Genomic DNA, 23,474 nt, shown 5'->3' on the forward strand with positions numbered 1-23,474 from the left:
ACCTGTACCCATTCGCTTTCCCTCGTCTTCATCGAATCGCCATGACTCCCCAGCCGCTGGCCGACCGCCTTTCCCCGCCGGACCCGCTCCGCCTCGCCCAGTCCATCAAGGACTGGGGCCGCGAGCTGGGCTTCCAGCAGGTCGGCATCGGCGATGTCGACCTGGGCGAGCACGAAGGGCACCTGCAGCGCTGGCTGGAAGCGGGCTACCACGGCGAAATGGACTACATGGCGGCGCACGGCAGCAAGCGCTCGCGTCCGGCCGAGCTGGTCCCCGGCACCCTGCGGGTGATTTCCCTGCGCATGGACTACCTGCCCGGCGACACACGCATGGCGCAGGTCCTGGCGGCCCCGGAAAAAGCCTACGTATCGCGCTACGCACTCGGCCGCGACTACCACAAGCTGATCCGCAAGCGCCTGCAGCAACTGGCCGAGCGCATCCAGGGCGAGATCGGCCCGTTCGGTTTCCGCGCCTTCGTCGACAGCGCGCCGGTGCTGGAAAAGGCCATCGCCGAGCAGGCCGGGCTCGGTTGGATCGGCAAGAACACCCTGGTGCTCAACCGCAAGGCCGGTAGCTACTTCTTCCTCGGCGAGCTGTTCGTCGACGTGCCGCTACCGGTCGATCCGGCGATGGCCAGCGAACACTGCGGGCGCTGCTCCGCGTGCCTGGACATCTGCCCGACCGCCGCCTTCGTCGGCCCCTACCGGCTGGACGCGCGGCGCTGCATTTCCTACCTCACCATCGAGTACAAGGGTGCGATCCCGCTGGAGCTGCGGCCGCTGATCGGCAACCGGGTATTCGGCTGCGACGACTGCCAGATCGTCTGCCCGTGGAACCGCTTCGCCCGTCCCACCGGGCAGGGCGACTTCCAGCCGCGCCACAGCCTGGACAATGCCGGTCTTGCCGAACTGTTCCTCTGGAGCGAAGAGGAGTTCCTCGGCCGCACCGAGGGTTCTCCGCTGCGCCGCGCCGGCTACGAGCGCTGGCTGCGCAACCTGGCGGTGGGGCTGGGCAACGCGCCCTCGACCATCCCGGTGCTGGAAGCGCTGAAGGCGCGCCGCGAGCATCCTTCGGAACTGGTCCGCGAGCACGTGGAATGGGCGCTGAGGCGCCACGGGGAAACCTAGCCCGGCCGGCGCCTGCCGCCCGGACAGGGCGGATCAGAGCTTGATGAAGTGGTCGCGGTAGTGGCGCAGTTCGGCGATCGACTCGCGGATATCGTCCAGCGCCAGGTGGGTGTTGCCCTTCTTGAAGCTTTCGCGGACCTGCGGCGCCCAGCGCGCGGCCAGTTCCTTGAGGGTCGAGACGTCGAGGTTGCGGTAGTGGAAATAGCCTTCCAGCCTGGGCATGTGCCTATAGAGGAAGCGGCGGTCCTGGCAGATGCTGTTGCCGCAGATCGGCGAACTGCGCTTGGGCACCCACTGCTCGAGGAAGGCCAGGGTCTGCGCCTCGGCCTCGGCCATGCTCACGGTGCTTTCCCGGACCCGCTGGGTGAGCCCGGACTGGCCGTGCTGGCGGGTATTCCACTCGTCCATGCCGGCGAGGACTTCCTCCGGCTGGTGGATGGCGATCACCGGGCCTTCGGCCAGGGTGTTGAGGTCACTGTCGGTGACGATGGTGGCCATCTCGATGATGACGTCCCGGTCCGGATCGAGGCCGGTCATCTCCAGGTCGATCCAGATAAGGTTCTGCGGGTTCTGCATGGGGGAGTCGCTCCAGTCGCTATGCCGTGCATTCTAGCGTGGAACGCCGCCGCGCGAATGGTGGCGTCGCGCCCATGCTAAACTCGCCGCCGATTTTTCTTGCGGACGCATCATGGCCAGACGCCACTTGACCCGCCGGCAGAGCTGGCGCATCGAAAAGATCCAGGAAGAACGCGCGGCCCGGGCGGCGCGCCGCGAGTCGCGCGCGGTCGAGGAGCTGGAAGGTGGCGACCTGGGGCCGGAGCAGACCGGCCAGGTGATCGCCCACTTCGGGGTGCAGGTCGAGGTCGAGTCGACCGACGGCCAGGTCTCGCGCTGCCACCTGCGGGCCAACCTGCCGGCGCTGGTGACGGGCGACCAGGTGGTCTGGCGCGCCGGCAACCAGGGCATCGGCGTGATCGTCGCGCAACTGCCGCGGCGCTCGGAGCTGTGCCGACCGGACATGCGCGGCCTGCTCAAGCCGGTGGCGGCCAATGTCGACCGGATAGTCATCGTCTTCGCCCCACGCCCCGAGCCCCACGCCAACCTGATCGATCGCTACCTGATCGCTGCCGAACATGCCGGCATCCAGCCGCTGCTGCTCCTGAACAAGGCCGACCTGGTCGACGAGAGCAATGCAGAAGACATCGATGCGTTGCTGAATGTCTACCGCACCCTGGGTTATCCGCTGATCGAAGTCTCGGCCTTCAACGGCCTGGCCATGGACGAACTGCGCGGCGCTCTCGACGGCCACGTCAGCGTCTTCGTCGGACAGTCCGGGGTCGGCAAGTCGTCGCTGGTGAATGCCTTGCTGCCGGGCGTCGACACCCGCGTCGGCGATCTCTCCACGGTGACCGGCAAGGGTACCCACACCACCACCACCGCGCGCCTGTTCCATTTTCCCGGCGGCGGCGACCTGATCGACTCGCCCGGCATCCGTGAGTTCGGCCTGGGCCACGTGTCGCGCGACGATGTCGAGGCCGGCTTCATCGAATTCCGCGAATTGCTCGGGCATTGCCGCTTCCGCGACTGCAAGCACGACCGTGAACCGGGATGCGCCCTGCTCCAGGCCCTGGAAGACGGCCGCATCATGCCGCAACGGATGGCCAGCTACCGGCACATTCTGGCGAGCATGCCGGAAGCGGACTACTGAAGATTCAATTGCCCCTGATCTGATCCAGCTTCAGGCTGCCGCCATCGTCGAACAGGTTGAGCTTCTTCTGCACCTCGTCCGCCGGCAGCGGCGGCTGGGCGCCCGTCGCCGGCGCGCCGGCCGGAGGCGCCGGCTGCTCGGCTGGAGCCGCCGCGGGTGCGCCGGTTTCGCCTTCGATGGCCTTCTGTGCCTTGCGGGTCAGGACCACGATATCGATCCGCCGGTTGACCGGGTTCAACGGGTCCTTGTCGTCGAACAGTCGCGCCGAGGCGTAGCCGACCACCTGGGATATCTGCGTCTCTGGATAACCACCGGCTACCAGCGCGCGGCGCGCGGCGTTGGCGCGGTTGGCCGACAGCTCCCAGTTGCCGAAGTCGCCGTTGCCGGCGTAGGGCTTGGCATCGGTGTGGCCGCTGATGCTGATCTTGTTCGGCACCTGGCGGATGGTCTCGGCCATCGCCAGCAGGATGTCCTCGAAATACGGCTGCAGGCGCGCGCTGCCGAGATCGAACATCGGCCGGTTGGCGGCGTCGACGATCTGGATGCGCAGGCCGTCGCGGGTGATCTCGAAGTGGATCTGGTCCTTGAAGTCCTTGAGCATCGGATTTTCGTCGACCTTGTTCTGCAACTCCTGCAGCAACAGCGCCAGGCGCTCGCGCTCCACCTGCTCGGCCAGGCTCTCGGCCTGGTCGGCGTTGACCTGGTGGTCCTGCTCGGGACTGATCCGGCTTTCGTTGGAGTCGGGCTGGGCCTGGACCTGCGGGTTGAGGGTCTTGTCCGGCGCCGGCGTCGGCGTGCCACCGAGGTCGATGACGTAGGGACTGGCGCTTTCGCTGAAGCCGATGGGGTCCTGGAAGTAGCCGGAGATCGCCTTCTTCTGCTCCGGCGTGGCCGACGACAGCAGCCAGAGCACCAGGAAGAACGCCATCATCGCCGTGGCGAAGTCGGCGAAGGCGATCTTCCACGAGCCGCCGTGGTGGCCGGCGGCATAGCGCTTGACGCGCTTGACGATGATCGGCTGGTTGTTGTCCATCTATCGACTATGCCTCCACTCAGCGGCCGCGCACGGCCTGCTCGAGTTCGGCGAAGGTCGGCCGATGGCCGGGCAGCAGTACCTTGCGGCCGAACTCGACGGCCAGCGACGGCGGCATGCCGGATGCGGAGGCGACCAGGCAGGCCTTGATCGCCTCGAACAGGTTCAGCTCCTCCTTGGCGTCGTGCTCGAGGGCGCCGGCCAGCGGGCCGACGAAGCCATAGGCGGCGAGGATGCCGAGGAAGGTCCCGACCAGCGCGGCGGCGACATGGTGGCCGATCTCCGCCTGGCTGCCCTCGCCGAGCAGCGCCATGGTGATCACGATGCCCAGCACCGCGGCGACGATGCCGAAGCCCGGCAGGGCGTCGGCGACCTTGGTCACCGCATGGGACGGGTGCTCGAGGTCCTCCTTGAGGCTCGACAGCTCCATGTCGAACAGGCCTTCCAGCTCGTGCGGCGCCATGTTCCCGGAGGACATGATGCGCAGGTAGTCGCAGACGTAGGCGGTCATCCGCTCGTCCTTGAGCACCCCCGGGTACTTGCTGAAGATCGGGCTGGCGGAGGGGTCCTCGATATCCGCCTCGATCGCCATCATGCCCTCGCGCCGGCTCTTGTTGAGGATCTCGTAGAGCATGCCCAGCACTTCCAGGTAGAAGGTCTGGGTGAAGCGATGGCCGAACATCTTCGGCGCTTTCTTCAGCACCACCATGAAGGTGTTGCCGGGGTTGGCCTGGAGGAAGGCCCCGAGGGCCGCGCCACCGATGATCAGGACCTCGAAGGGCTGGATGATGGCGCCGATCTTGCCACCGGAGAGCAGATAGCCTCCGAGGACGCTGGCGAAAACGACGATGATGCCGATGATTTTTGACATGAGGACCGGACGTACGAAATGAACAGGATAAGGAGGGGGACTGCTAGGCTCCCTCTTGTTATCGGTAGCTAGCCGCAAGACTATAGTCCGAATACTCGAAAAGCCAGTTCGCCGCCTCGCCGAGACCGAGCCCGACACCCATGACAGACCGCCTCGCCGCCTGGCTCGAAGAACTCGACCGGCAACCCCTGCCGATCCCCGCCAGCCAGTACGCCAGCCTGCATGCCGCGCTGAGCGACAGCCGCCGTTCGCTGCGCGATATCGCCGACCAGTTGCAGGGCAGCCCGACCCTGGCGCTGTCCATCCTGCGCGAGGCCAACCGCGCCGAAAGCGCCCGCGACAATCCGGCGGAAAGCCTGGAGGTCGCCCTCAGTCGCCTGGGACTGGCGCGCGCGAGCCAACTTCTGAAGACCCTGCCGAGCATCCAGGATGCCGACATGCCCCGCGTCCTCGCACAGATGCTGCTGATCAGCCAGCACGCCATGCAACAGGCCAGCGGCCTGTTCGGCGCGCGCCTGGCCCGACTCTGGCAGGAAATCCACTGGGGCAGCCTGCTGACCATGGCGCCGGTCTGGGCCCTGGCCAACGCCCGACCGCAACTGCTGGAGCAGTGGCAGCAGCGCGTGCTGGTACAGGGCGAACCGACCTTGCGGGTGGAGCGCGAACTGCTCGGCATGCGCCTGCTGCCGATCTGCCTGGCGCTGGCCGAGCGCTGGCGGTTGCCGCAGTGGGTGATCCAGGGCTATCGCCTGCTGGCCTGCGACCGGCGCCTGCTGGTCCGGGCCCTGCGCATCGCCCGCGACCACCAGTCGCCCCTGCTCCAGCAACAGCAACTCGATGCCCAGCCCGATCTCGCCCGCTGGCTGACCCAGCCGGCCAACTGCACTCTCCTCGCCAACGGCCTGGCCATCGCCGCGCACCAGAGCTGGGACGGGCCGCACATGCTGCGCTGGCAGCGCCTGACCGGCCTTTACCTGGGCCAGCCGCTGACCGAAGTCCAGCAGCAGGTGCACATGCTCGCCGCGCAGAGCGCGCGCCTGCACGCCCGGCCGCCGCTGTGGCATCCGGCGGTGGCCTTGATCTGGCCCTGGCAGACGCGCCGCTGGCGGGCCGAGGCGGCACCGCCGCCGCCGCCCTCGGCGGAAGCCCTGGCCGAATGGCGCAGGCACTGCGCCGAGCTGCTGCGCGAACCGAGTCCCTTCAGCAACATGGTGCAGTTCACCGCCTGCGCCCGCGATGCGCTGCGCGCCTGCGGCCTGCAACGGGTGATGCTGCTGGTCGCCGACCGTACCCAGATGCATCTGCAGGCGCAGCAGACCTCCGGCCTCGAACCCGGCCAGGAGAAATTGCAACTGGAGATTGCCGGCAGCCCGCTGCTGCAGAAGCTGTTCCAGCAACCGGCCCTGCTGCGCATCGGCCCGAACAACCAGGATCAATTGCTGCCGGCCCTCCCCGAGCCGCTGCGCCAGCGGTTCCCCGGTCCACACCTGCTGCTGCGCTCGCTGGGCAACGGTACGCGGGTGGTGATGCTGCTCCTCGCCGACCTCGCCGGCCAGCCATTCAGCGACCTTCACGCCCAGGCCTTCGCCAAGACCGCCCAATGCACCGAGCGCGCGGTCCAGCAGTTCGGCCGCCAGCGTCGGACGGAATGAACGGCCAGCCCGGCGCACTGGACAGGCACGCTTTCCGTTAAACTGCTGCCCTTTCCAACCCGGGGGTACTCGCATGTCCGTCTTCTCCGACCTGCCATTGGTGATCGAGCCCAGCGATCTCGAGGCGCGCCTGGGCGCGCCCGAGCTGATCCTGGTCGACCTGACCAGTGCCACCCGCTACGCCGAAGGGCACATCCCCGGCGCGCGTTTCGTCGATCCCAAACGCACCCAGTGGGGACAACCCCCGGCACCCGGCCTGCTGCCGGCCAAGGCCGACCTGGAAGCCCTGTTCGGCGAACTGGGCCACCGCCCGCAGGCGACCTACGTGGTCTACGACGACGAAGGCGGCGGCTGGGCCGGCCGTTTCATCTGGCTGCTCGACGTGATCGGCCACCACCGCTACCACTATCTCAACGGTGGCCTGCCGGCCTGGCTCGCCGAGACCCGGGCGCTCGACCGCGAGGTCCCGGCGCCTGCCGGCGGCCCGCTGCCGCTGACGTTGCACGACGAGCCCACCGCCACCCGCGAATACCTGCAAAGCCGCCTCGGCGCCGCCGACCTGGCGGTATGGGATGCTCGCAACCCCAGCGAATACGCCGGCACCAAGGTGCTCGCAGCAAAGGCCGGGCACGTGCCCGGCGCGATCAATTTCGAATGGACCGCCGGCATGGACCCGGCTCGCGCCCTGCGCATCCGCACGGATATCGCCGAGGTCCTGGAGGACCTCGGCATCACGCCGGACAAGGAAGTGATCACCCACTGCCAGACCCATCATCGCTCCGGCTTCACCTATCTGGTCGCCAAGGCCCTGGGCTACCCGCGGGTCAAAGGCTACGCCGGCTCCTGGTCGGAATGGGGCAACCACCCCGATACCCCTGTAGAGGTTTGAGGAATGTCGTTCAAAGATCGCCTGTTCATCTGCTGCCAATACCTGCTGCCGCACCATCTGCTGTCCCGGTTGGTCGGCTTCGCCGCCGACTGCCGTGCGACCTGGTTCAAGGACCGCCTGATCGCCTGGTTCGCCCGGCGCTACCAGGTCGACATGCGCGAGGCGCAGGTCGAGGACCTGCAGGCCTATGAACACTTCAACGCGTTCTTCACCCGCGCCCTGAAGGACGGCGCCCGCCCGCCGGCCCAGGAGCCCGGCGCGGTGCTCTGCCCGGCGGATGGAGCGATCAGCCAGCTCGGCCCGATCGAGCACGGGCGGATCTTCCAGGCCAAGGGCCACAGCTACAGCCTGGCCGAACTGCTCGGCGGCGATGCCGAACTGGCCGCGCCGTTCATGGGCGGCGACTTCGCCACCGTCTACCTGTCGCCGCGCGACTACCACCGCGTGCACATGCCGCTGGCCGGCACTCTGCGCGAGATGGTCTACGTGCCCGGGCGGCTGTTCTCGGTGAACCGGACCACCGCGGAAAACGTCCCCGAGCTGTTCGCCCGCAACGAACGGGTGGTCTGCCTGTTCGACACCGAGCGCGGACCGATGGCCGTGGTGCTGGTCGGCGCGATGATCGTTGCCTCCATCGAGACCGTCTGGGCCGGCCTGGTCACGCCGCCGAAGCGCGAGCTGAAGACCTTCCGCTACGACGAGGCCGCACGCGCGCCGATCCACCTGGAGAAAGGCGCCGAACTGGGCCGCTTCAAGCTCGGCTCCACCGCCATCGTCCTGTTCGGCCCGCAACAGGTCGCCTTCGCGCAAGGCCTCGGCGCAGCCACCCCGGTGCGCATGGGCGAATGCCTGGCGCTGCCGAAACAGGCCTGAGCCCCCGGGACCGGGCCCGGCAGGGTTCCGTCCCGCATCTTCCCCGCCGGGCGTTACCGGCGGGACCGCGTCGTCCGAGAAGCTGCGAGTCCGTTTCTATACTGCTAGAGTTCGGAAAAGTCCTAGGCGGGACCGGTTCGCCGGCCCGATGTCCAGGAAAGCGGACTGCCGCACAGTTCCTCGCCTGGCCACGACGTTGAATCAGCTCCCCGTGTTAAGAAAGCAGGGGCGCAGCCGCGGCGATCGGATGTCCGGCACCTCTCCGGGGCGTCGTGCCCTGCGGAGCCTTTCAAGTAGCGGAGCCGTCTAACCCCCCATGGAAAACCAGAGCCCCCACCTCTCGTTGCGCGTCCCCACTCCGACGCAGCAGAACCTGAGCTTCTGCGACGCCACCCCGAAGGACATCAGGTACTGGCTGGCGCACCTGCCCAAGGCCAACCTCGGGGAAACCGCGCGCCAGCTCTACCAGGGCCTGATCGAACTCAACCAGTTGGTGCTGCCCGCCGAGGCACGCCTGCAACTGCTCGAACTGTTCCGTCCGGAAGTTCATTTCGTCTGCTCCCACCTGGAGCGGCACTTCCTCAACCAGGCCATCGTCCTCGACGAGCGCCCACGCAAGATCGCCAATCTCTGCCAGGCGCTGCAGAACCACCTGGCCATCGGCTACAAGCTGATCGTCGTGCAGGAAGCGCCGCGCAACAACCGCGAGCGCGCGCAACTGCTGGCGGTCGGTATCCAGCGGGCAATCCGCAGCCTGTGCGGGCCGCTGGTCCGCGCCAACCAGCTGTACTGCCCGGTGCCCGAAGGGCTGTGGCTGGAATTGCACCAGCTCTACCAACTGGCCAGCCAGCGCGGCGTGCACCGCCTCGCCGTGCGCGACGAACTGGCCAAGCACACCCGCGGCCTGAGCGTCGAACAGGCCTACCTGATTCCGCTGCTGCTGGGCTGCGCGCGCTGCAACCAGATGCGCCAGAACAATATCGCCCGGCTCGCCGAAGTCCTCGAGCCGTGGAGCCAGTTGCTATCGATACAGGCTGCGGCGCTACCCGGCTCGCTGTTCGTCGCCGTGCCGCAGATCGACGGCCCGCCACGCTACCGCTCGCTGTACCCGGAGAACCCGCAGGCCAACGCACTGGGCATCGACCCCCAACCCCTGGTCGACCTGATCCGCGAATACCTGCTGCTGCCCGAGGCCGAACGCGCGAAGGCGCGCCTGCCGTTGATCGAAGGGGTCACCGTGGACCTCCTCCAGCATCTTTCCTCGGCCTGGGGCGACATCGCCGAGCGCACCTTCCAGCGTACCCAGGGACAGGGCCAGCTGACCCTGTGCATCGGCATGAGCGCCCTGCACTACTTCCTCGCCGGACGCCGGCCGTTCAACGAGGTCCTGCAGATCCAGGAGGCGCCCGAGGCGCCTCGCTTCAAGGCCGAGGTCCAGGACGCCTGGGCCGGCGCCTTCGATGCGCAGAAGGTCACCGACTGGCAGCCCGGCATGCCGCTGGAGGAAATCGAATATCGCCCGCACCAGTCGCCCCGCGGTGGGCAACCCGGGCACCCGCAGGCCCACGCACAGGCCGACGCCACCGAGGACTACCCGACCTACGCCCTGCCCATCGTCAACCACAGTCCCGGCGGTTATTGCCTGAGCTGGCCGAAGGAGGTGCCCGCCCAACTGCAGGCCGGCGAACTGGTCGGCCTCCAGGACCTCCCCGGCCAGGCCTGGAGCATCGCGGTGGTGCGCTGGATCCGCCAGGTGCGCAACGGCGGCACGCAGATGGGCATCGAGATGATCGCCCCGGCGGCCCAGCCCTGCGGCCTGCAACTGCTGCGCAAGACCGAGCAGAGCAGCCACTACCTGCGCGCCCTGCTGCTGCCCGCGATCGCCGCGATCTCGCGGCCGGCGACGGTGATCACCCCGCGCCTGCCGTTCCAGGAAGGCAGCCGGGTACAGATCAATCTGCACGGCGAGGAGCGCCGCGCACTGCTCAACCGCCGACAGACCTCGACCGGCAGCTTCAGCCAGTTCGAATACCGCTCGGCGGAACCGGTGAACACCCCGAGCGATAAGCCGGTCACAGCGCCGGTGGCCCAGCCGCACGCGGGGGAGGAAGATTTTGACTCGCTCTGGAAGTCTCTGTAGATTGCCCCGACACCTCCATTCGTCGTCTTTTCGCGCCCGCCCGGACGCGGACTGAGCCCTTTCCATGGCCATCGAAAAGAAAACCATCCGCCTGCTGATTCTGGAAGACTCGCAGAACGAAGCCGAACGCCTGGTCAGTCTGTTCCGCAATGCCGGCCACGCGACCCGCGTACATCGACTGACATCCCCCGAGGACCTCGCCGAAACCCTCCAGCAGAGCTGGGATCTGCTGATCGCCGCACCGGACAGCGAATGCCTCGACCCCGGCGAGGCGCTCGCCACCCTGCGCCGCCAGTCGCGCGACATCCCGTTCATCCAGCTGGTCGCCGACAACGGCTCCGACGCCATCACCGAGGCGCTGATGCTCGGCGCCCAGGACGCCCTGCCGCAAGGCGAGGACGAGCGCCTGGTGCTGGTCGCCAACCGCGAACTCGCCGGCCTCGCCGAGCGCCGCGCGCGACGGGCCGCCGAACTCGCCCTGCGCGAAGCGGAGAAACGCTGCCAGCTGCTGCTCGACAGCTCGGTCGACGCCATCACCTACGTCCACGACGGCATGCACATCTACGCCAACCGCTCCTACATGGCGCTGTTCGGCTACGAGGACGCCGAGGAGCTGGAGGGCCTGCCGGTGATCGACCTGATCGCCTCCTGCGACCAGGGCGCCTTCAAGGACTTCCTCAAGGGCTACCAGAACGACCAGCGCCAGACCGAGCTGGTCTGCACCGGGGTCAAGCTCGACGGCCAGGAGTTCAAGGCGCGCATCAGCCTGTCCGCCGCCACCTACGACGGCGAACCCTGCATCCAGGTGGTGATCCGCAGCGAAGTCGACAACGCCGAACTGGAAGAGAAGCTCCGCGAAGTCAGCAGCCAGGATCCGGTCACCGGGCTCTACAACCGCAGCCATTTCCTCGACCTGCTGGACGGTGCCGTGCAGCAGGCCGTCACCGCGCGCAAGCCGTCGACCCTGGCCTACATCCACCTCAACGGCTACCCCTCGCTGCAGGCCGACCACGGTCTTTCCGGCATCGACCTGCTGCTCGGCCAACTGGCCGGCCTGATGCGCGAGCAGTTCGGCGAGGAAGCCGACCTGGCGCGCTTCGGCGACTCGATCTTCGCCGCCCTGTTCAAGGGCAGGACGCCCGAGCAGGCGCAACCGGCCCTGCAACGGCTGCTGAAGAAGGTCGAGAACCACCTGTTCGAGCTGAACGGCCGCAGCGCCCAGGCGACCCTCAGCATCGGCGTCGCCGGTTTCGACGAGAAGACCGCCAAGGCCCAGGACCTGATGAACCGCGCGCACCGCTGCGCCGACGAGGCGGCGCGCAAGGGCGGTTCGCAGATCAAGCAGTACAACCCGGCGGAAGAACTCGCCGCCGCCGCCCAACGCGGCGACGTCATCGCGATTCTCCAGCAGGCGCTGGACACCAACAGCTTCCGCCTGCTGTTCCAGCCGATCATCAGCCTGCGCGGCGACAGCCACGAGAACTACGAGGTGCTCCTGCGCCTGCTCAATCCACAGGGCCAGGAAGTGCCACCGGCGGAATTCCTGCATGCCGCCAAGGAAGCCGGGCTGGCGGAGAAGATCGACCGTTGGGTGATCCTCAACTCGATCAAGCTGCTCGCCGAGCATCGCGCCAAGGGGCACCAGACCAAGCTGTTCGTCCATCTCTCCAGCGCCAGTCTGCAAGACCCCGGCCTGCTGCCCTGGCTCGGGGTGGCGCTGAAGGCCGCGCGCCTGCCGCCGGAGTCGCTGGTGTTCCAGATCAGCGAGGCCGACGCCACCAGCTACCTGAAGCAGGCCAAGCAGCTGACCCAGGGCCTGGCCACCCTGCAGTGCCAGGCGGCGATCAGCCAGTTCGGCTGCTCGCTGAACCCGTTCAACGCGCTGAAGCACCTGACGGTGCAGTTCATCAAGATCGACGGCTCGTTCGTCCAGGACCTCAACCAGGCGGAGAACCAGGACATCCTCAAGGGCCTGATCGCCGACCTGCACGAACAGGAAAAGCTCAGCATCGTACCCTTCGTCGAAAGCGCCAGCGTCCTCGCCACCCTGTGGCAGGCCGGCGCCACCTATATCCAGGGCTACTACCTGCAGGGGCCGAGCCAGGCGATGGACTACGACTTCTCCTCGGGAGACGAATGAAGAACGGGCGCCCAAGGCGCCCGTTGCTTTTTCCGCTCTACCGACCTGGCTCGTGGCTGCCGGGCCGCCAAGAGGTGCCCGCCGGCCTCAGGCCCGCCCTTCGCGGTCGCGGTAGCCGAGCAGGTAGAGGATGCCGTCCAGGCCCAGGGTGGAGATCGCCTGCTTCGCCGACTGCTTGACCAGCGGCTTGGCGCGGAAGGCCACGCCCAGGCCGGCCAGGCCGAGCATCGGCAGGTCGTTGGCGCCGTCGCCCACGGCGATGGTCTGCTCCAGGCTCAGCCCCTCCTTCGCCGCCAGTTCGCGCAGCAGGTTGGCCTTGCGCTGGGCGTCGACGATCGGCTCGACCGCCACCCCGGTGACCTTGCCGTCGACGATTTGCAGCTCGTTGGCGAACACGTAGTCGATGCCCAGCTGCGCCTGCAACTGGCGGGCGAAATAGGTGAAGCCGCCGGACAGGATCGCGGTCTTGTAGCCCAGGCGCTTGAGCTCGGCGAACAGCGTCTGCGCCCCCTCGGTCAGGCGCAGCGAGGCGCCGATCTCCGCCAGCACGTCCTCCGACAGCCCCTGCAGCAGTGCCAGGCGCTCCTTGAAGCTGGCGCGGAAGTCCAGCTCGCCGCGCATCGCCCGCTCGGTGATCGCCGCGACCTTCTCGCCGACACCCGCGGCCTTGGCCAGCTCATCGATGACTTCCGCCTCGATCAGCGTCGAGTCCATGTCGAACACCGCCAGCCGGCGGTTGCGCCGGAACACGCTGTCCTGCTGGAAGGCGATGTCGACGTTCAGCTCCTGGGCGACGCTGAGGAACTCCGCGCGCAGGGCCGCCGGATCGGCCGGTTCGCCACGCACGGAAAACTCGATGCAGCCCTTGCCCTGGTCGGCGGGAGTGTCCAGCGGCATGCGGCCGGAGAGGCGATCGATATGGTCGATGTTCAGCGCATATTTGGCGGTGATCGAACTGACCCGCTGCAACTGCTCGGCGGTCACCCGCCGGGTCAGCAGGGTCACGATGTGCCGCGCCTTGCCCTGGCCCTCGACCCACTGCCGGTAGTCCTCTTCCGAGACCGGGGTGAAACGCACCTGCTGGTCCAGCTTGTAGGCGGTGAACAGCACGTCCTTGAGAACCGAGGAGCCGGCCTCGGTATCCGGGATCTCCACCAGGATGCCGAACGACAGGGTGTCGTGGATCACCGCCTGGCCGATGTCGAGGATATTCACCCCACCCTGGGCCAGCACGCCGGTGATGGTCGCGGTGAGGCCGGGGCGATCTTCCCCGGTGATGTTGATCAGGACAATTTCGCGCAAGGCGTACGCTCCGCCAGGTAAAAGACGCCATTCTACCCGCTTTCCCACACAGCCGAGAGCAACCGGCGTCGGCATTTGCCGCCACCATCGGTCGGAACCGCCGGGAAAACCCGCGAAACCGCCGCGCGGCGGCCTGGAAAGCGCGTCAACGGCCCTTTGCCCCCAAGGGGGCGCTGGTTATACTGCGCGATACCTCTATTTCAGAAGACCGAGCCCCCTGTGACCCGGCCCACGTCCGTCAAGCCCGACAATTTCTTTCTCCTGCTGTATCGCGCCTTGCGCCAGCGCCGTGTCCCGATCGCCCTGCGGCTCGCCAGCCACAGCCTGATTCTGGTGGCCCTGGCCCTGCTCATTTATGCCTGGGTCATGGGCATGCAGTTCCGCCAGGCCATGCAGCAGCAGGCCGACGCCCTGGGCCAGAGCCTGATCACCCAGACCGCCGCCTCCGCCACCGAGCTGCTGGTCTCCAACGACATCCTCAGTCTCAACGTGCTGCTCAACAACCTGGTGAAGAACCCGCTGGTGGCCCACGCGGCGATCTACAGCGTCGACCAACGCATCCTCGCCGAGGCCGGCAGCCGTCCGAAGCAGAGCCTGCTGGGTGCCACCGAAGGACTCTACTCGACACCGATCACCTTCCAGGAAGTGATCGCCGGGCACCTGCGCATCAGCCTGGACATGCAGCAGTTCCAGCAACCGATGATGATCAGCCTGCAGAGCATGGGACTGATCAGCCTGATCCTGCTGATCCTCGCGCTGTATTTCAGCCTGCGCCTGGGCCGGCAGATTTCCACGCCCTTGTTGCAATTGCGGGTCTGGCTGCGCGATCCGGACAACCCGGCGCCCGGCGCCGAGCTGCAGAACGAGCTGGGCGATCTGGCCCGCGACCTGGAAGAGCGCCTGGTGCCGGAAAAACCACCGGCGCCGGAGCCGGAAGAAGCGCCGCTGCCGCAGAACTTCGACGACATCCTGCTGGAGGACGACGAGGCCGACCTGCGCAGCCGCAAGGTCGAGGCCTCGGCCTTCGAGGAAGACGACATCCCGCTGGGCGACGGCCTGCTCGACGACAGCAAGCCGGTGGAGTTCACCTCTATCGACGAAGACCCGCTGGACCAGGACGCCTTCGATGAAACCGACGACGCAAGCGCCGGACAGCCCGCCGCGACGCCGAGCGCCCCGCGCGAGCCGCAGCGTAGCGCCGTGCTGGCGATCCAGCTCGGCGCCCAGGAACAGTTGCGCCGCCTGCCGCGCAGCCGCCTGGTGGACCTGCTGCAACGTTATCGCGATTGCCTGGAGCAGGCCGCCCGCCAGTACAAGGGCAGCCTGCACACCCTCAGCGACGGCGGCAGCCTGATCCTCTTCCACAGCCGCGACAACCGCGCCGACTACCTGACCAACGCGCTCTGCTGCGGCGAGCTGATGCGCGCCCTCGGCCATGCCCTGCAGATCGAGGTCGCCGACAGCGGCATCACCCTGCAACTGCAGTTGGGCCTGAGCCTCGGCGAGGATCTCAGCGAACTGAGCCAGGCCGACCTGCTGCTCAACGAGACCGTGCAGAACGCCCTCGCCCTCAACCAGCACAGCCGCAACCTGCTGCTGGTGGAGCGCAGCATCGCCGACGACGCCGTGCTCCGCGAACGAGCGCGTATCCGCGCCATCGCCAGCCCTGAAGGCGCCTGCTGCGTGGAGCGCCTGCTCGAGCCCTACCCGTCGATGCTCGAGCGCCAGCTGGCGCGCATGCACGACCGCGTCCGTCCGTGACCACCCTGATCACCCACCCGCTGCCGGTCCTGGCAGTGGGGCTGGCGCTCGGCAGCCGGGCGATTCCAGCGCGCCTGTTGCTGGCCGGCATGCTCGCCGCCTGCCTGCCGGACTTCGACGTGGTCGCCTTCAAGCTCGGCATCGCCTACCACGACGCCTTCGGCCACCGCGGCTTCAGTCACTCGCTGCTGTTCGCCGCGCTCCTCGGCATGTTCGCCGCTCTTGCCTGCCGGCCGCTGCACAGCGGCCCGCTGAAGGCCGGCCTGTGGGTAGCCCTGGCCACCGCCTCGCACAGCCTGCTGGACGCGATGACCAACGGCGGCCTGGGCGTCGCCTGGTTCTGGCCGTGGAGCGATAGTCGCTACTTCATGCCCTTCCATCCGATCGCCGTGTCGCCCATCGGCCTGTCGCGCTTCCTCAGCGAACGCGGATTGCTGGTACTGCAATCGGAGGCGCGCTGGGTCTGGCTGCCATGCCTGGGCGTGGCGCTCGCCGGGGCAGGCCTGCGTGCCTTGTTGCGACGCCGCCCGGACTGACGAAACGAAAAAGCCCCGCTTCGGCGGGGCTCTTTTCTGGTCGGCTATCGACAATCAGAACCGATAGACCTCGGCATCGGTGCGAATCGGCACCACCAGCGGCATTTTCGGACCTTCCTCTTCCTTGGCCTTCGGCTTGGCCGCCGGCTTGCGCGCGGTCGCCGGCGGCGGCGCCTCGGCGGCCACGGCGATCGGCTTGACGTCCTTGGCCAACTGCGCCGCCAGGCGCTTGAGCAGGTCGCTCTGGGCACGGATCTGGTCGCCGATGCTGCCCTGGTGCTGCTCCTCCTCATGGAACACCCGGCTGTCCTTCAGGTCGCCCTTCTGGTCCAGCAGGCGCCAGCGCGCCTCGATCACCGCTGGCTGCTTGGGGCCGGAGTCGAGCCGGCTGATGGTCAGCATCACCTGCACCTGCGGGGTGAAGCCGGGCTTCTCCGGGAACAGCGCCAGGCGGCTGCTGCCCAGCTCGCTGGACATCTGCCGCAGCAGTTGCTGGCTGACATTGGTCTCCAGGTTGCCCGCCCAGCGCGCCTCGGTGGACAGGCTGAGAATGCCGTCGGCCTGGCGCTGCACCATCACATCGCGCTTGAGATAGTCAGCCAGTTGTACCGGGCCGAGCAGGACAGCCGCACCGCCATCCTTTTTCGGAACCGCGGCGGCACCGACGTCCAGCTGGTAGAGCTGGGCCGGCGGATTGACCGCACAACCCGCCAGCCCGAGCAGGCTGACGAGGGAAAGACATGCGAAGACGCGCCACGCGCTCATCGAGAACCACCGTATTTCGCCGAAGTTCGGCACTACTGATGCAAGACTTGAATTCTACTGGCCACCCGCCATCGGAAACGGCGACCGAAGGGGCGTATCATCCCTTAACCAGCGCCATAGCTCCAGAGGCAGAGCGTATTCCGAAACCGGTTTCGGACCACCTGCCTCAGGGGAAAACCTGGCGAAACCGGCCAGGAGGATGACATTTTCCCGCCGAGGCGGCCTCGGAAGAGGCCGCTTTCACCGTCCCTTGCGGGCATGCGGGAAATCGGAAGCCGGTAACGGCTCGTTTCAATCCTGCGACGGAATGTCCACCAGCAGGCTGTCGACACGCTGGAATCCACGCGGCAGCTTGTTACCCCTGCGGCCGCGCTCCCCCTTGTAGTGCTCCAGGTCATCGCCCTTGAGCGAAAGGGTACGCTTTCCGGCCTGCAGGACCAACGTCGCCCCGGCTGGCAGAACTGCCAGGTCGGTGAGGTACTCCTCGCGGCTGGCCACCCGTTCGCCAGGGATGCCGATGATCTTGTTGCCCTTGCCCTTGCCTAGCTGGGGCAGGTCCGAGACCTTGAACAATAGCAGACGCCCCTCCGTCGTCACGGCCGCCAGCCAATCCTGTTCCACGTCGCGCACCGGACGCGGGGCCACCACGGCGGCGCCGTTGGGCAGGCTGAGCAGGGCCTTGCCGGCCTTGTTCTTGGCCTGCAGGTCCTCGCCCTTGACCACGAAGCCATAGCCGGCGTCGGAGGCGATCACGTACAGCGCATCGTCGTCCGGCAGCAGCACGCATTCGAAGCTGGCCCCCGGCGGCGGCGTCAGGCGTCCGCTGAGCGGCTCGCCCTGACCACGCGCGGACGGCAGGCTGTGGGCCGGCAGCGAGTAGCTGCGCCCGGTGGAGTCGATGAATACCGCATACTGGTTCGAGCGTCCCGGCGCGGCGGCCTTGAAACCGTCGCCGGCCTTGTAGGAGAGACCGGCAGCGTCGATGTCGTGGCCCTTGGCGCAACGCACCCAGCCTTTTTCCGAGAGCACCACGGTCACCGGTTCGGTGGGCATCAGCTCGGTTTCCGACAGCGCGCGGGCCTCGGCGCGGGCGACGATCGGCGAACGGCGGTCGTCGCCGTAGGTCTCGGCGTCCTTGATCAGTTCCTCGCGCACCAGCTTCTTCAGCTTGGCCTCGCTGCCGAGCAGGGTCTGCAGGCGCTTCTGCTCCTTCAGCAACTCTTCCTGCTCGCCGCGGATCTTCATCTCTTCCAGGCGCGCCAACTGGCGCAGGCGGGTGTCGAGGATGTAGTCGGCCTGCACCTCGCTGAGTTCGAAGCGCTCCATCAGCACCGCCTTGGGCTGGTCCTCGGTGCGGATGATGTGGATCACCTCGTCGAGGTTGAGGAAGGCGATCAGCAAGCCATCCAGCAGATGCAGGCGGCGCTCGACCTTGTCCAGGCGGAACTGCAAGCGTCGACGCACGGTGCCGATGCGGTACTGCAGCCACTCCGAGAGCAACTGGCGCAGGTCCTTGACCTGCGGCTTGCCGTCGAGACCGATGATGTTCAGGTTGACCCGGTAGGTGGTCTCCAGGTCGGTGGTGGCGAACAGGTGGGTCATCAGCTCCTCGACATCGACCCGGTTCGAACGCGGGATGATGACGATGCGGGTCGGGTTCTCGTGATCCGACTCGTCGCGCAGGTCGGCCACCATCGGCAGCTTCTTCGCCTGCATCTGCCCGGCGATCTGTTCCAGCACCTTGGAACCGGACACCTGGTGCGGCAGGGCATGGATGACGATGTCGCCGTCCTCGACGCGGTACACTGCGCGCATGCGCACCGAACCGCGGCCGGTCTCGTAGACCTTCTGCAGGTCGGCGCGCGGGGTGATGATCTCGGCTTCGGTGGGGAAGTCCGGGCCCGGCACGTGTTCGCACAACTCGGCGACCGTCGCGCCCGGCTGGTCGAGCAGGCGCACGCAGGCCGACGCGACTTCCCGCAGGTTGTGCGGCGGCACGTCGGTGGCCATGCCCACGGCGATCCCGGTGGTGCCGTTGAGCAGCAGGTTGGGCAGGCGCGCCGGCAGCACGGCCGGCTCGTCGAGGGTGCCGTCGAAGTTCGGCACCCAGTCCACCGTGCCCTGTCCCAGTTCGCTGAGCAGTACCTCGGAGTAGCGCGACAGGCGCGCCTCGGTGTAGCGCATCGCGGCGAACGACTTCGGATCGTCCGGCGCGCCCCAGTTGCCCTGGCCGTCCACCAGCGGATAGCGGTAGGAGAACGGCTGCGCCATCAGCACCATGGCCTCGTAGCAGGCCAAATCGCCATGCGGGTGGAACTTGCCGAGCACGTCGCCGACGGTGCGCGCCGACTTCTTGTGCTTGGAGTCGGCGTCCAGACCCAGTTCGCTCATGGCGTAGACGATGCGCCGCTGCACCGGCTTCAGCCCGTCGCCGATGTGCGGCAGGGCGCGGTCCATGATCACGTACATGGAGTAGTTCAGATAGGCCTGTTCGGTGAACTCGGCCAACGACCGGCGTTCGACCCCTTCCAGGCTCAGATCGAGGGATTCGCTCATGCGTGCCTCACGGAGAAATGTTTTGGCGCAGCACCAGGGTGCCGTCGCGCTGGGTGAATTCGAGTTGTTTCAGGGCGCTCATGCCGAGCAGCACCTCATCGCCGTCCATGCCCGGCACGATCAGCGCCGCGACCCCGGACAGGCGGATATCGCCGAGTTGCAGCCGGTCCAGCCGTGTGCGCCAGCCCGTCGCGCGGCCGTTGGCCGTGCTCAGGGTGATCGGCGCGCCGCGCTCGAGCGCGAGTCGTTCCGCCAGGGCTTGTGGCACCGCCACCTGGGTCGCCCCGGTATCGAGCAGGAAGGTCACGGCCTCGCCGTTGACCTGCCCGTTCAACAGGTAATGGCCCTGGCGGCTGCTGGCCAGGCGCAGCTCGACGTAACCGTCGCCATGGATCGACTGCGGCGCCTGGTTCGGGTTGCGCTGGCGGTCTTCCCAGAGCCCGAAATAGCGCGTCGCCAACGCCAGCCCGGCGATCCAGGCCAGCACCAGCATGATCCGTCCCAGCCGCTGGCCGGGCGCGCCTTGCCTCACTTGTCGCCCAACCAGCCGCCGGCGGGCGCGGCGAAGCGCAGGACGAACGGCCGCACATCGCCATCGGCGCGCGCGTGGTCGCCATTGTCGATGCCCAGCCAGGCGCCCTTGTCATCCAGGGCCAGGGCTTCGGCCACCCCGTAGGGCAGTTCGTAGCGACGCTCGGGCGCCAGCACTGCCGAGGCGAACGACCAGCAGCGCTCGACCCTGGCCTGGGCCGGGTCGCGACGGCAGATCTGGTGCGCCAGGCGCTCCAGGGTGAACAGCTTGCCCTGATAGAAGGCCAGGTCGGAAAAATCCTTCGGCAACTTGCGCTCACTGCCCAGTTCCGGCGGCGGGTCGATCCTGCCGCCCTCGGCGAGCAGCACGCAGCTCCCCTCGCAGCGCCAGGCGCTGTTGTTCCGGTGGGCCACCAGCAGGCCACGGCGCTCGCGCTCGGCAGCCAGCCACAGGCGCTTGCCGTCAGGGTCGATGGCGATGCCTTCGAACAGGGCGTTGAAGTTCATCAGCATGCCGCTGGCGCGCGCCTGGGTCAGCAGGCCAGGCGGCAGGCGCAGCCAGTTCGGCGCGCCGCTGACCGGCAGTTGCAGGACCGCGGCGTGCGCCTCGCTGACCAGGTAGCGGTTGCCGGCAGCGTCGCAGGCGATGCCCTCGAAGTCGAGGTTGCCGCCGCGCACCAGGCCGCTGAGCCAGACCCGCGTGCTCATGCCCCAGGGCAGGCCGCTGCCCGGCGGCGTCGGGGCGATGAAGTGCTCGGCCTCGGCCTGCCAGGGCTGGTTGGAGCCCTCGGGCGACGGCTGCAGGCGATACAGGCGATCGTCGTCGCGGTCGGAGACGGTCCACAGCGCATTGCCGCACCAGGCCAACCCGGACAGGTTGCCGCCGCGCATGCCCTCCACGGCGTGCTCGGAAATGAAGCTCAGCGCCGCCGGCACCGGCGGCGCTACCGGCTCGGCCGCCTGGGCCAGGCCGCCACACAGGCCGAGGACAGCCAGAAAGCGGCGCATCAGACCAGCACCTCGGCCAGGTTGCCCTTGCTTTCCAGCCACGACTTGCGGTCGCCGGCGCGCTTCTTGGCCAGCAGCATGTCCATGATCTCCAGGGTACCGGTGGCGTCCTCCAGGGTGAGCTGGACCAGCCGCCGGGTATTCGGATCCATGGTGGTCTCGCGCAGTTGCAACGGATTCATTTCGCCAAGGCCCTTGAAGCGGGTGACCTGCGGCTTGCCGCGCTTCTTCTCGGCGGCCAGGCGCTCGAGGATGCCGTCGCGCTCGGCTTCGTCGAGGGCGTAGTAGATGTCCTTGCCCAGGTCGATGCGGTACAGCGGCGGCATCGCCACGTAGACATGGCCGGCTTCCACCAACGGGCGGAAATGGCGGACGAACAGCGCGCAGAGCAGCGTGGCGATGTGCAGGCCGTCGGAGTCGGCATCGGCGAGGATGCAGATCTTGCCGTAGCGCAGCTGGGCCAGGTCGCTGGCACCCGGATCGACGCCGATGGCCACCGCGATGTCGTGGACCTCCTGGCTGGCGAGCACTTCGCCGCCATCGACTTCCCAGGTGTTCAGGATCTTCCCGCGCAGCGGCATGATCGCCTGGAACTCCTTGTCCCGCGCCTGCTTCGCCGAGCCGCCGGCGGAGTCGCCCTCGACCAGGAACAGTTCCGCGCGCATCGGTTCCTGTCCGGCGCAGTCGGCCAGTTTGCCGGGCAGCGCCGGCCCCTGGGTGATCTTCTTGCGCTCGACCTTCTTGCCCGCCTTGAGGCGCCGGCCGGCGTTGCTGATCGCCAGTTCCGCCAATTGCAGGCCGATCTCGGCGTGCTCGTTGAGCCACAGGCTGAAGGCATCCTTCACCACGCCCGAGACGAACGCCGCCGCCTCGCGGGACGACAGGCGTTCCTTGGTCTGCCCGGAGAACTGCGGCTCCTGCATCTTCATCGAGAGCACGAAGGCGATCCGTTCCCAGACGTCCTCGGGCGCCAGCTTGACCCCGCGCGGCAGCAGGTTGCGGAACTCGCAGAACTCGCGCATGGCGTCGAGCAGGCCCTGGCGCAGGCCGTTCACGTGGGTGCCGCCCTGGGCCGTGGGAATCAGGTTGACGTAGCTTTCCTGCACCGACTCGCCGCCCTCGGGCAGCCACAGCAGGGCCCAGCTCACCGCCTCCTTGGAACCCTCGAGGTTGCCGCAGAAGGGTTCGTCGGGCAGGCGCGGCAGTTCGGCGACCGCGTCGGTCAGGTAGGAGCGCAGGCCGTCCTCGAAGTGCCACTCGACGCGCTCGCCGGTGTTCTTGTCCTCGAACACCACGCTCAGGCCCGGGCACAGCACCGCCTTGGCCTTGAGCACATGCTTGAGGCGGCTGACCGAGAACTTCGCCGAATCGAAATACTTGGGATCCGGCCAGAAATGCACGCTGGTACCGGTATTGCGCCTGCCGACCGTGCCGATGACTTCCAGGTCGGTGTCCTTGAAGCCGTCGGCGAAGGTCATGCGGTATTCGTTGGCGTCACGCTTGACGCGCACCTCGACCCGGGTCGAGAGCGCGTTCACCACCGAGATGCCGACCCCGTGCAGGCCGCCGGAGAACTGGTAGTTCTTGTTCGAGAACTTGCCGCCGGCGTGCAGCTTGGTAAGGATCAGCTCGACGCCCGGCACGCCCTCTTCCGGATGGATGTCCACCGGCATGCCGCGGCCATCGTCGATGACCTCCAGCGAGTTGTCCTGGTGCAGGATCACCTGCACGCTCTTGGCGTGGCCGGCCAGGGCTTCGTCGACGCTGTTGTCGATGACTTCCTGGGCCAGGTGGTTGGGACGGGTGGTGTCGGTGTACATCCCCGGGCGCTTGCGCACCGGGTCGAGGCCGGAGAGGACTTCGATGGCGTCTGCGTTGTAGGTAGCCATGGGGTCTCTATTCAGTCAAAAGTCGAAAAATCGGTATCGCGCCACAGCGCCGACGGATAGCCGGCGAACGCCAGCAGCGCCGGCAGGTGCCGGGCGAAGCCCTGGAAGCCGTGGTCGCCGCCGGCCTGGATGCGCAGCGCGCAGGCCCGGTAGAAAGCCTGCGCGGCGCGGTAGTCAAGGGTTTCGTCAGCGGTCTGCAGCCACACCTGGTAGCGCTCGGGGTGTTGCAATTGCGTGACCTCCAGCTCGGCCAGGGCCGCCACGTGGTCCTCGGTGAGCTCCCAGGTCTCGCCGCTGTAGTGATTGGTCTGCGGCCCCAGGTAACCGTCGAAGGAGCGGTGCGGGAGGACCGCCGGGTTGACCAGGATCGCCGCCAGGCCGTGGCGCTCCGCCAGGTGGGTCGCATAGTAGCCACCCAGGGAGCTGCCGACCAGCACCGGCCTGCCGAGTTCGGCGATGGCCCGCTCCAACTGGGCGATCGCCTGCCGCGGATGATGGTGCAGGCCCGGAACGCGCAGGCCGCCGGCCAGGCCCAGGTGACCGAAGACCGCCTGCAACTGGCGCGCCTTGTGCGACTCGGGCGAACTGTTGAAGCCGTGGATATACAGCAGGGATGGACGGGGCGCGGTCATCGGGAACGGGCTAATGGGCTTCGACTCGGAAGGGGAAAGCCGAACGGTACCAGCTTCCAGG

19 protein-coding genes are annotated in these 23,474 nt (G+C 67.7%); 9 read left to right on the forward strand and 10 right to left on the reverse strand.

What is annotated here, in order from left to right; all coding sequences use genetic code 11:
- Window positions 1-41 precede the first annotated feature (41 nt).
- Window positions 42-1,127, forward strand: coding sequence for a tRNA epoxyqueuosine(34) reductase QueG (queG, locus tag PSPA7_RS27105; protein ID WP_012077640.1), 1,086 nt, complete (start codon window positions 42-44; stop codon window positions 1,125-1,127).
- Between the two features lie 33 nt (window positions 1,128-1,160).
- Here queG and orn read toward each other — a convergent pair whose 3' ends face one another.
- On the reverse strand, window positions 1,161-1,703 hold the full coding sequence (gene orn, locus PSPA7_RS27110; RefSeq protein ID WP_003157127.1) for an oligoribonuclease: 543 nt from the start codon (window positions 1,701-1,703) through the stop codon (window positions 1,161-1,163).
- A gap of 112 nt (window positions 1,704-1,815) precedes the next feature.
- Between orn and rsgA the strand changes: the two genes are divergently transcribed.
- Entirely contained in the window at window positions 1,816-2,835 is a 1,020-nt protein-coding gene (rsgA, locus tag PSPA7_RS27115) for a small ribosomal subunit biogenesis GTPase RsgA (protein ID WP_033997502.1), read from the forward strand.
- Window positions 2,836-2,839: 4 nt separating this feature from the next.
- Here the strand turns inward: rsgA and motB are convergent, their stop codons facing one another.
- Window positions 2,840-3,868: a flagellar motor protein MotB gene (motB, locus tag PSPA7_RS27120; RefSeq protein WP_012077641.1), complete on the reverse strand. Its 1,029-nt coding sequence runs from the start codon at window positions 3,866-3,868 to the stop codon at window positions 2,840-2,842.
- 19 nt (window positions 3,869-3,887) lie between these two features.
- A complete protein-coding gene (gene motA / locus PSPA7_RS27125) occupies window positions 3,888-4,739 on the reverse strand; it encodes a flagellar motor stator protein MotA (RefSeq protein ID WP_012077642.1) in 852 nt (283 codons plus the stop codon).
- 140 nt (window positions 4,740-4,879) lie between these two features.
- Between motA and PSPA7_RS27130 the strand changes: the two genes are divergently transcribed.
- The 5 genes from PSPA7_RS27130 (at window position 4,880) to fimX (ending at window position 12,433) form a co-directional block, all read left to right on the forward strand.
- Entirely contained in the window at window positions 4,880-6,391 is a 1,512-nt protein-coding gene (locus tag PSPA7_RS27130; protein WP_012077643.1) for an HDOD domain-containing protein, read from the forward strand.
- A gap of 73 nt (window positions 6,392-6,464) precedes the next feature.
- Window positions 6,465-7,280 (forward strand): thiosulfate sulfurtransferase, encoded by an 816-nt coding sequence (gene rhdA, locus PSPA7_RS27135; RefSeq protein ID WP_012077644.1) that lies wholly within the window; start codon window positions 6,465-6,467, stop codon window positions 7,278-7,280.
- A gap of 3 nt (window positions 7,281-7,283) precedes the next feature.
- Window positions 7,284-8,153 carry an archaetidylserine decarboxylase gene (gene asd, locus PSPA7_RS27140; protein WP_012077645.1) on the forward strand — a complete coding sequence of 290 codons (870 nt, stop codon included), beginning with the start codon at window positions 7,284-7,286 and terminating at the stop codon, window positions 8,151-8,153.
- A 316-nt stretch (window positions 8,154-8,469) separates the two neighbouring features.
- Complete coding sequence (gene fimW, locus PSPA7_RS27145) at window positions 8,470-10,293, forward strand: cyclic-di-GMP receptor FimW (RefSeq protein WP_012077646.1); 1,824 nt, start codon at window positions 8,470-8,472, stop codon at window positions 10,291-10,293.
- Window positions 10,294-10,357: 64 nt separating this feature from the next.
- A complete protein-coding gene (gene fimX / locus PSPA7_RS27150; protein ID WP_012077647.1) occupies window positions 10,358-12,433 on the forward strand; it encodes a cyclic di-GMP-binding protein FimX in 2,076 nt (691 codons plus the stop codon).
- Between the two features lie 87 nt (window positions 12,434-12,520).
- Here the strand turns inward: fimX and serB are convergent, their stop codons facing one another.
- The gene (gene serB, locus PSPA7_RS27155) at window positions 12,521-13,735 is read right to left on the reverse strand and encodes a phosphoserine phosphatase SerB (RefSeq protein ID WP_012077648.1); all 1,215 of its coding nucleotides are present in this window, start codon (window positions 13,733-13,735) and stop codon (window positions 12,521-12,523) included.
- Window positions 13,736-13,954: 219 nt separating this feature from the next.
- Between serB and PSPA7_RS27160 the strand changes: the two genes are divergently transcribed.
- Together PSPA7_RS27160 and PSPA7_RS27165 are read left to right on the forward strand one after the other, a co-directional pair.
- Window positions 13,955-15,496 (forward strand): AhpA/YtjB family protein, encoded by a 1,542-nt coding sequence (locus PSPA7_RS27160; protein ID WP_012077649.1) that lies wholly within the window; start codon window positions 13,955-13,957, stop codon window positions 15,494-15,496.
- Window positions 15,493-16,032 (forward strand): metal-dependent hydrolase, encoded by a 540-nt coding sequence (locus PSPA7_RS27165; protein WP_012077650.1) that lies wholly within the window; start codon window positions 15,493-15,495, stop codon window positions 16,030-16,032. The genes PSPA7_RS27160 and PSPA7_RS27165 overlap by 4 nt, the downstream gene beginning before the upstream one ends.
- A 54-nt stretch (window positions 16,033-16,086) precedes the next feature.
- On the opposite strand, the gene PSPA7_RS27170 is transcribed toward PSPA7_RS27165, so the two are convergent.
- The 6 genes from PSPA7_RS27170 to PSPA7_RS27195 form a co-directional block, all read right to left on the reverse strand.
- The gene (locus PSPA7_RS27170) at window positions 16,087-16,797 is read right to left on the reverse strand and encodes a PqiC family protein (protein ID WP_003151477.1); all 711 of its coding nucleotides are present in this window, start codon (window positions 16,795-16,797) and stop codon (window positions 16,087-16,089) included.
- Window positions 16,798-17,088: 291 nt separating this feature from the next.
- Entirely contained in the window at window positions 17,089-19,353 is a 2,265-nt protein-coding gene (parC, locus tag PSPA7_RS27175; protein ID WP_012077651.1) for a DNA topoisomerase IV subunit A, read from the reverse strand.
- Between the two features lie 7 nt (window positions 19,354-19,360).
- Window positions 19,361-19,885 carry a retropepsin-like aspartic protease family protein gene (locus PSPA7_RS27180; RefSeq protein ID WP_003151479.1) on the reverse strand — a complete coding sequence of 175 codons (525 nt, stop codon included), beginning with the start codon at window positions 19,883-19,885 and terminating at the stop codon, window positions 19,361-19,363.
- Window positions 19,882-20,892 carry an esterase-like activity of phytase family protein gene (locus PSPA7_RS27185; RefSeq protein ID WP_012077653.1) on the reverse strand — a complete coding sequence of 337 codons (1,011 nt, stop codon included), beginning with the start codon at window positions 20,890-20,892 and terminating at the stop codon, window positions 19,882-19,884. Before PSPA7_RS27185 ends, PSPA7_RS27180 begins: the two co-directional genes overlap by 4 nt.
- Window positions 20,892-22,781, reverse strand: a complete 1,890-nt coding sequence (gene parE, locus PSPA7_RS27190) for a DNA topoisomerase IV subunit B (RefSeq protein ID WP_012077654.1) — start codon at window positions 22,779-22,781, stop codon at window positions 20,892-20,894. Before parE ends, PSPA7_RS27185 begins: the two co-directional genes overlap by 1 nt.
- Before the next feature lie 11 nt (window positions 22,782-22,792).
- Window positions 22,793-23,413 carry a YqiA/YcfP family alpha/beta fold hydrolase gene (locus tag PSPA7_RS27195; protein WP_012077655.1) on the reverse strand — a complete coding sequence of 207 codons (621 nt, stop codon included), beginning with the start codon at window positions 23,411-23,413 and terminating at the stop codon, window positions 22,793-22,795.
- Between the last annotated feature and the right edge of the window lie 61 nt (window positions 23,414-23,474).

This window comes from Pseudomonas paraeruginosa PA7 (genome assembly GCF_000017205.1).
GTDB lineage: Bacteria > Pseudomonadota > Gammaproteobacteria > Pseudomonadales > Pseudomonadaceae > Pseudomonas > Pseudomonas paraeruginosa.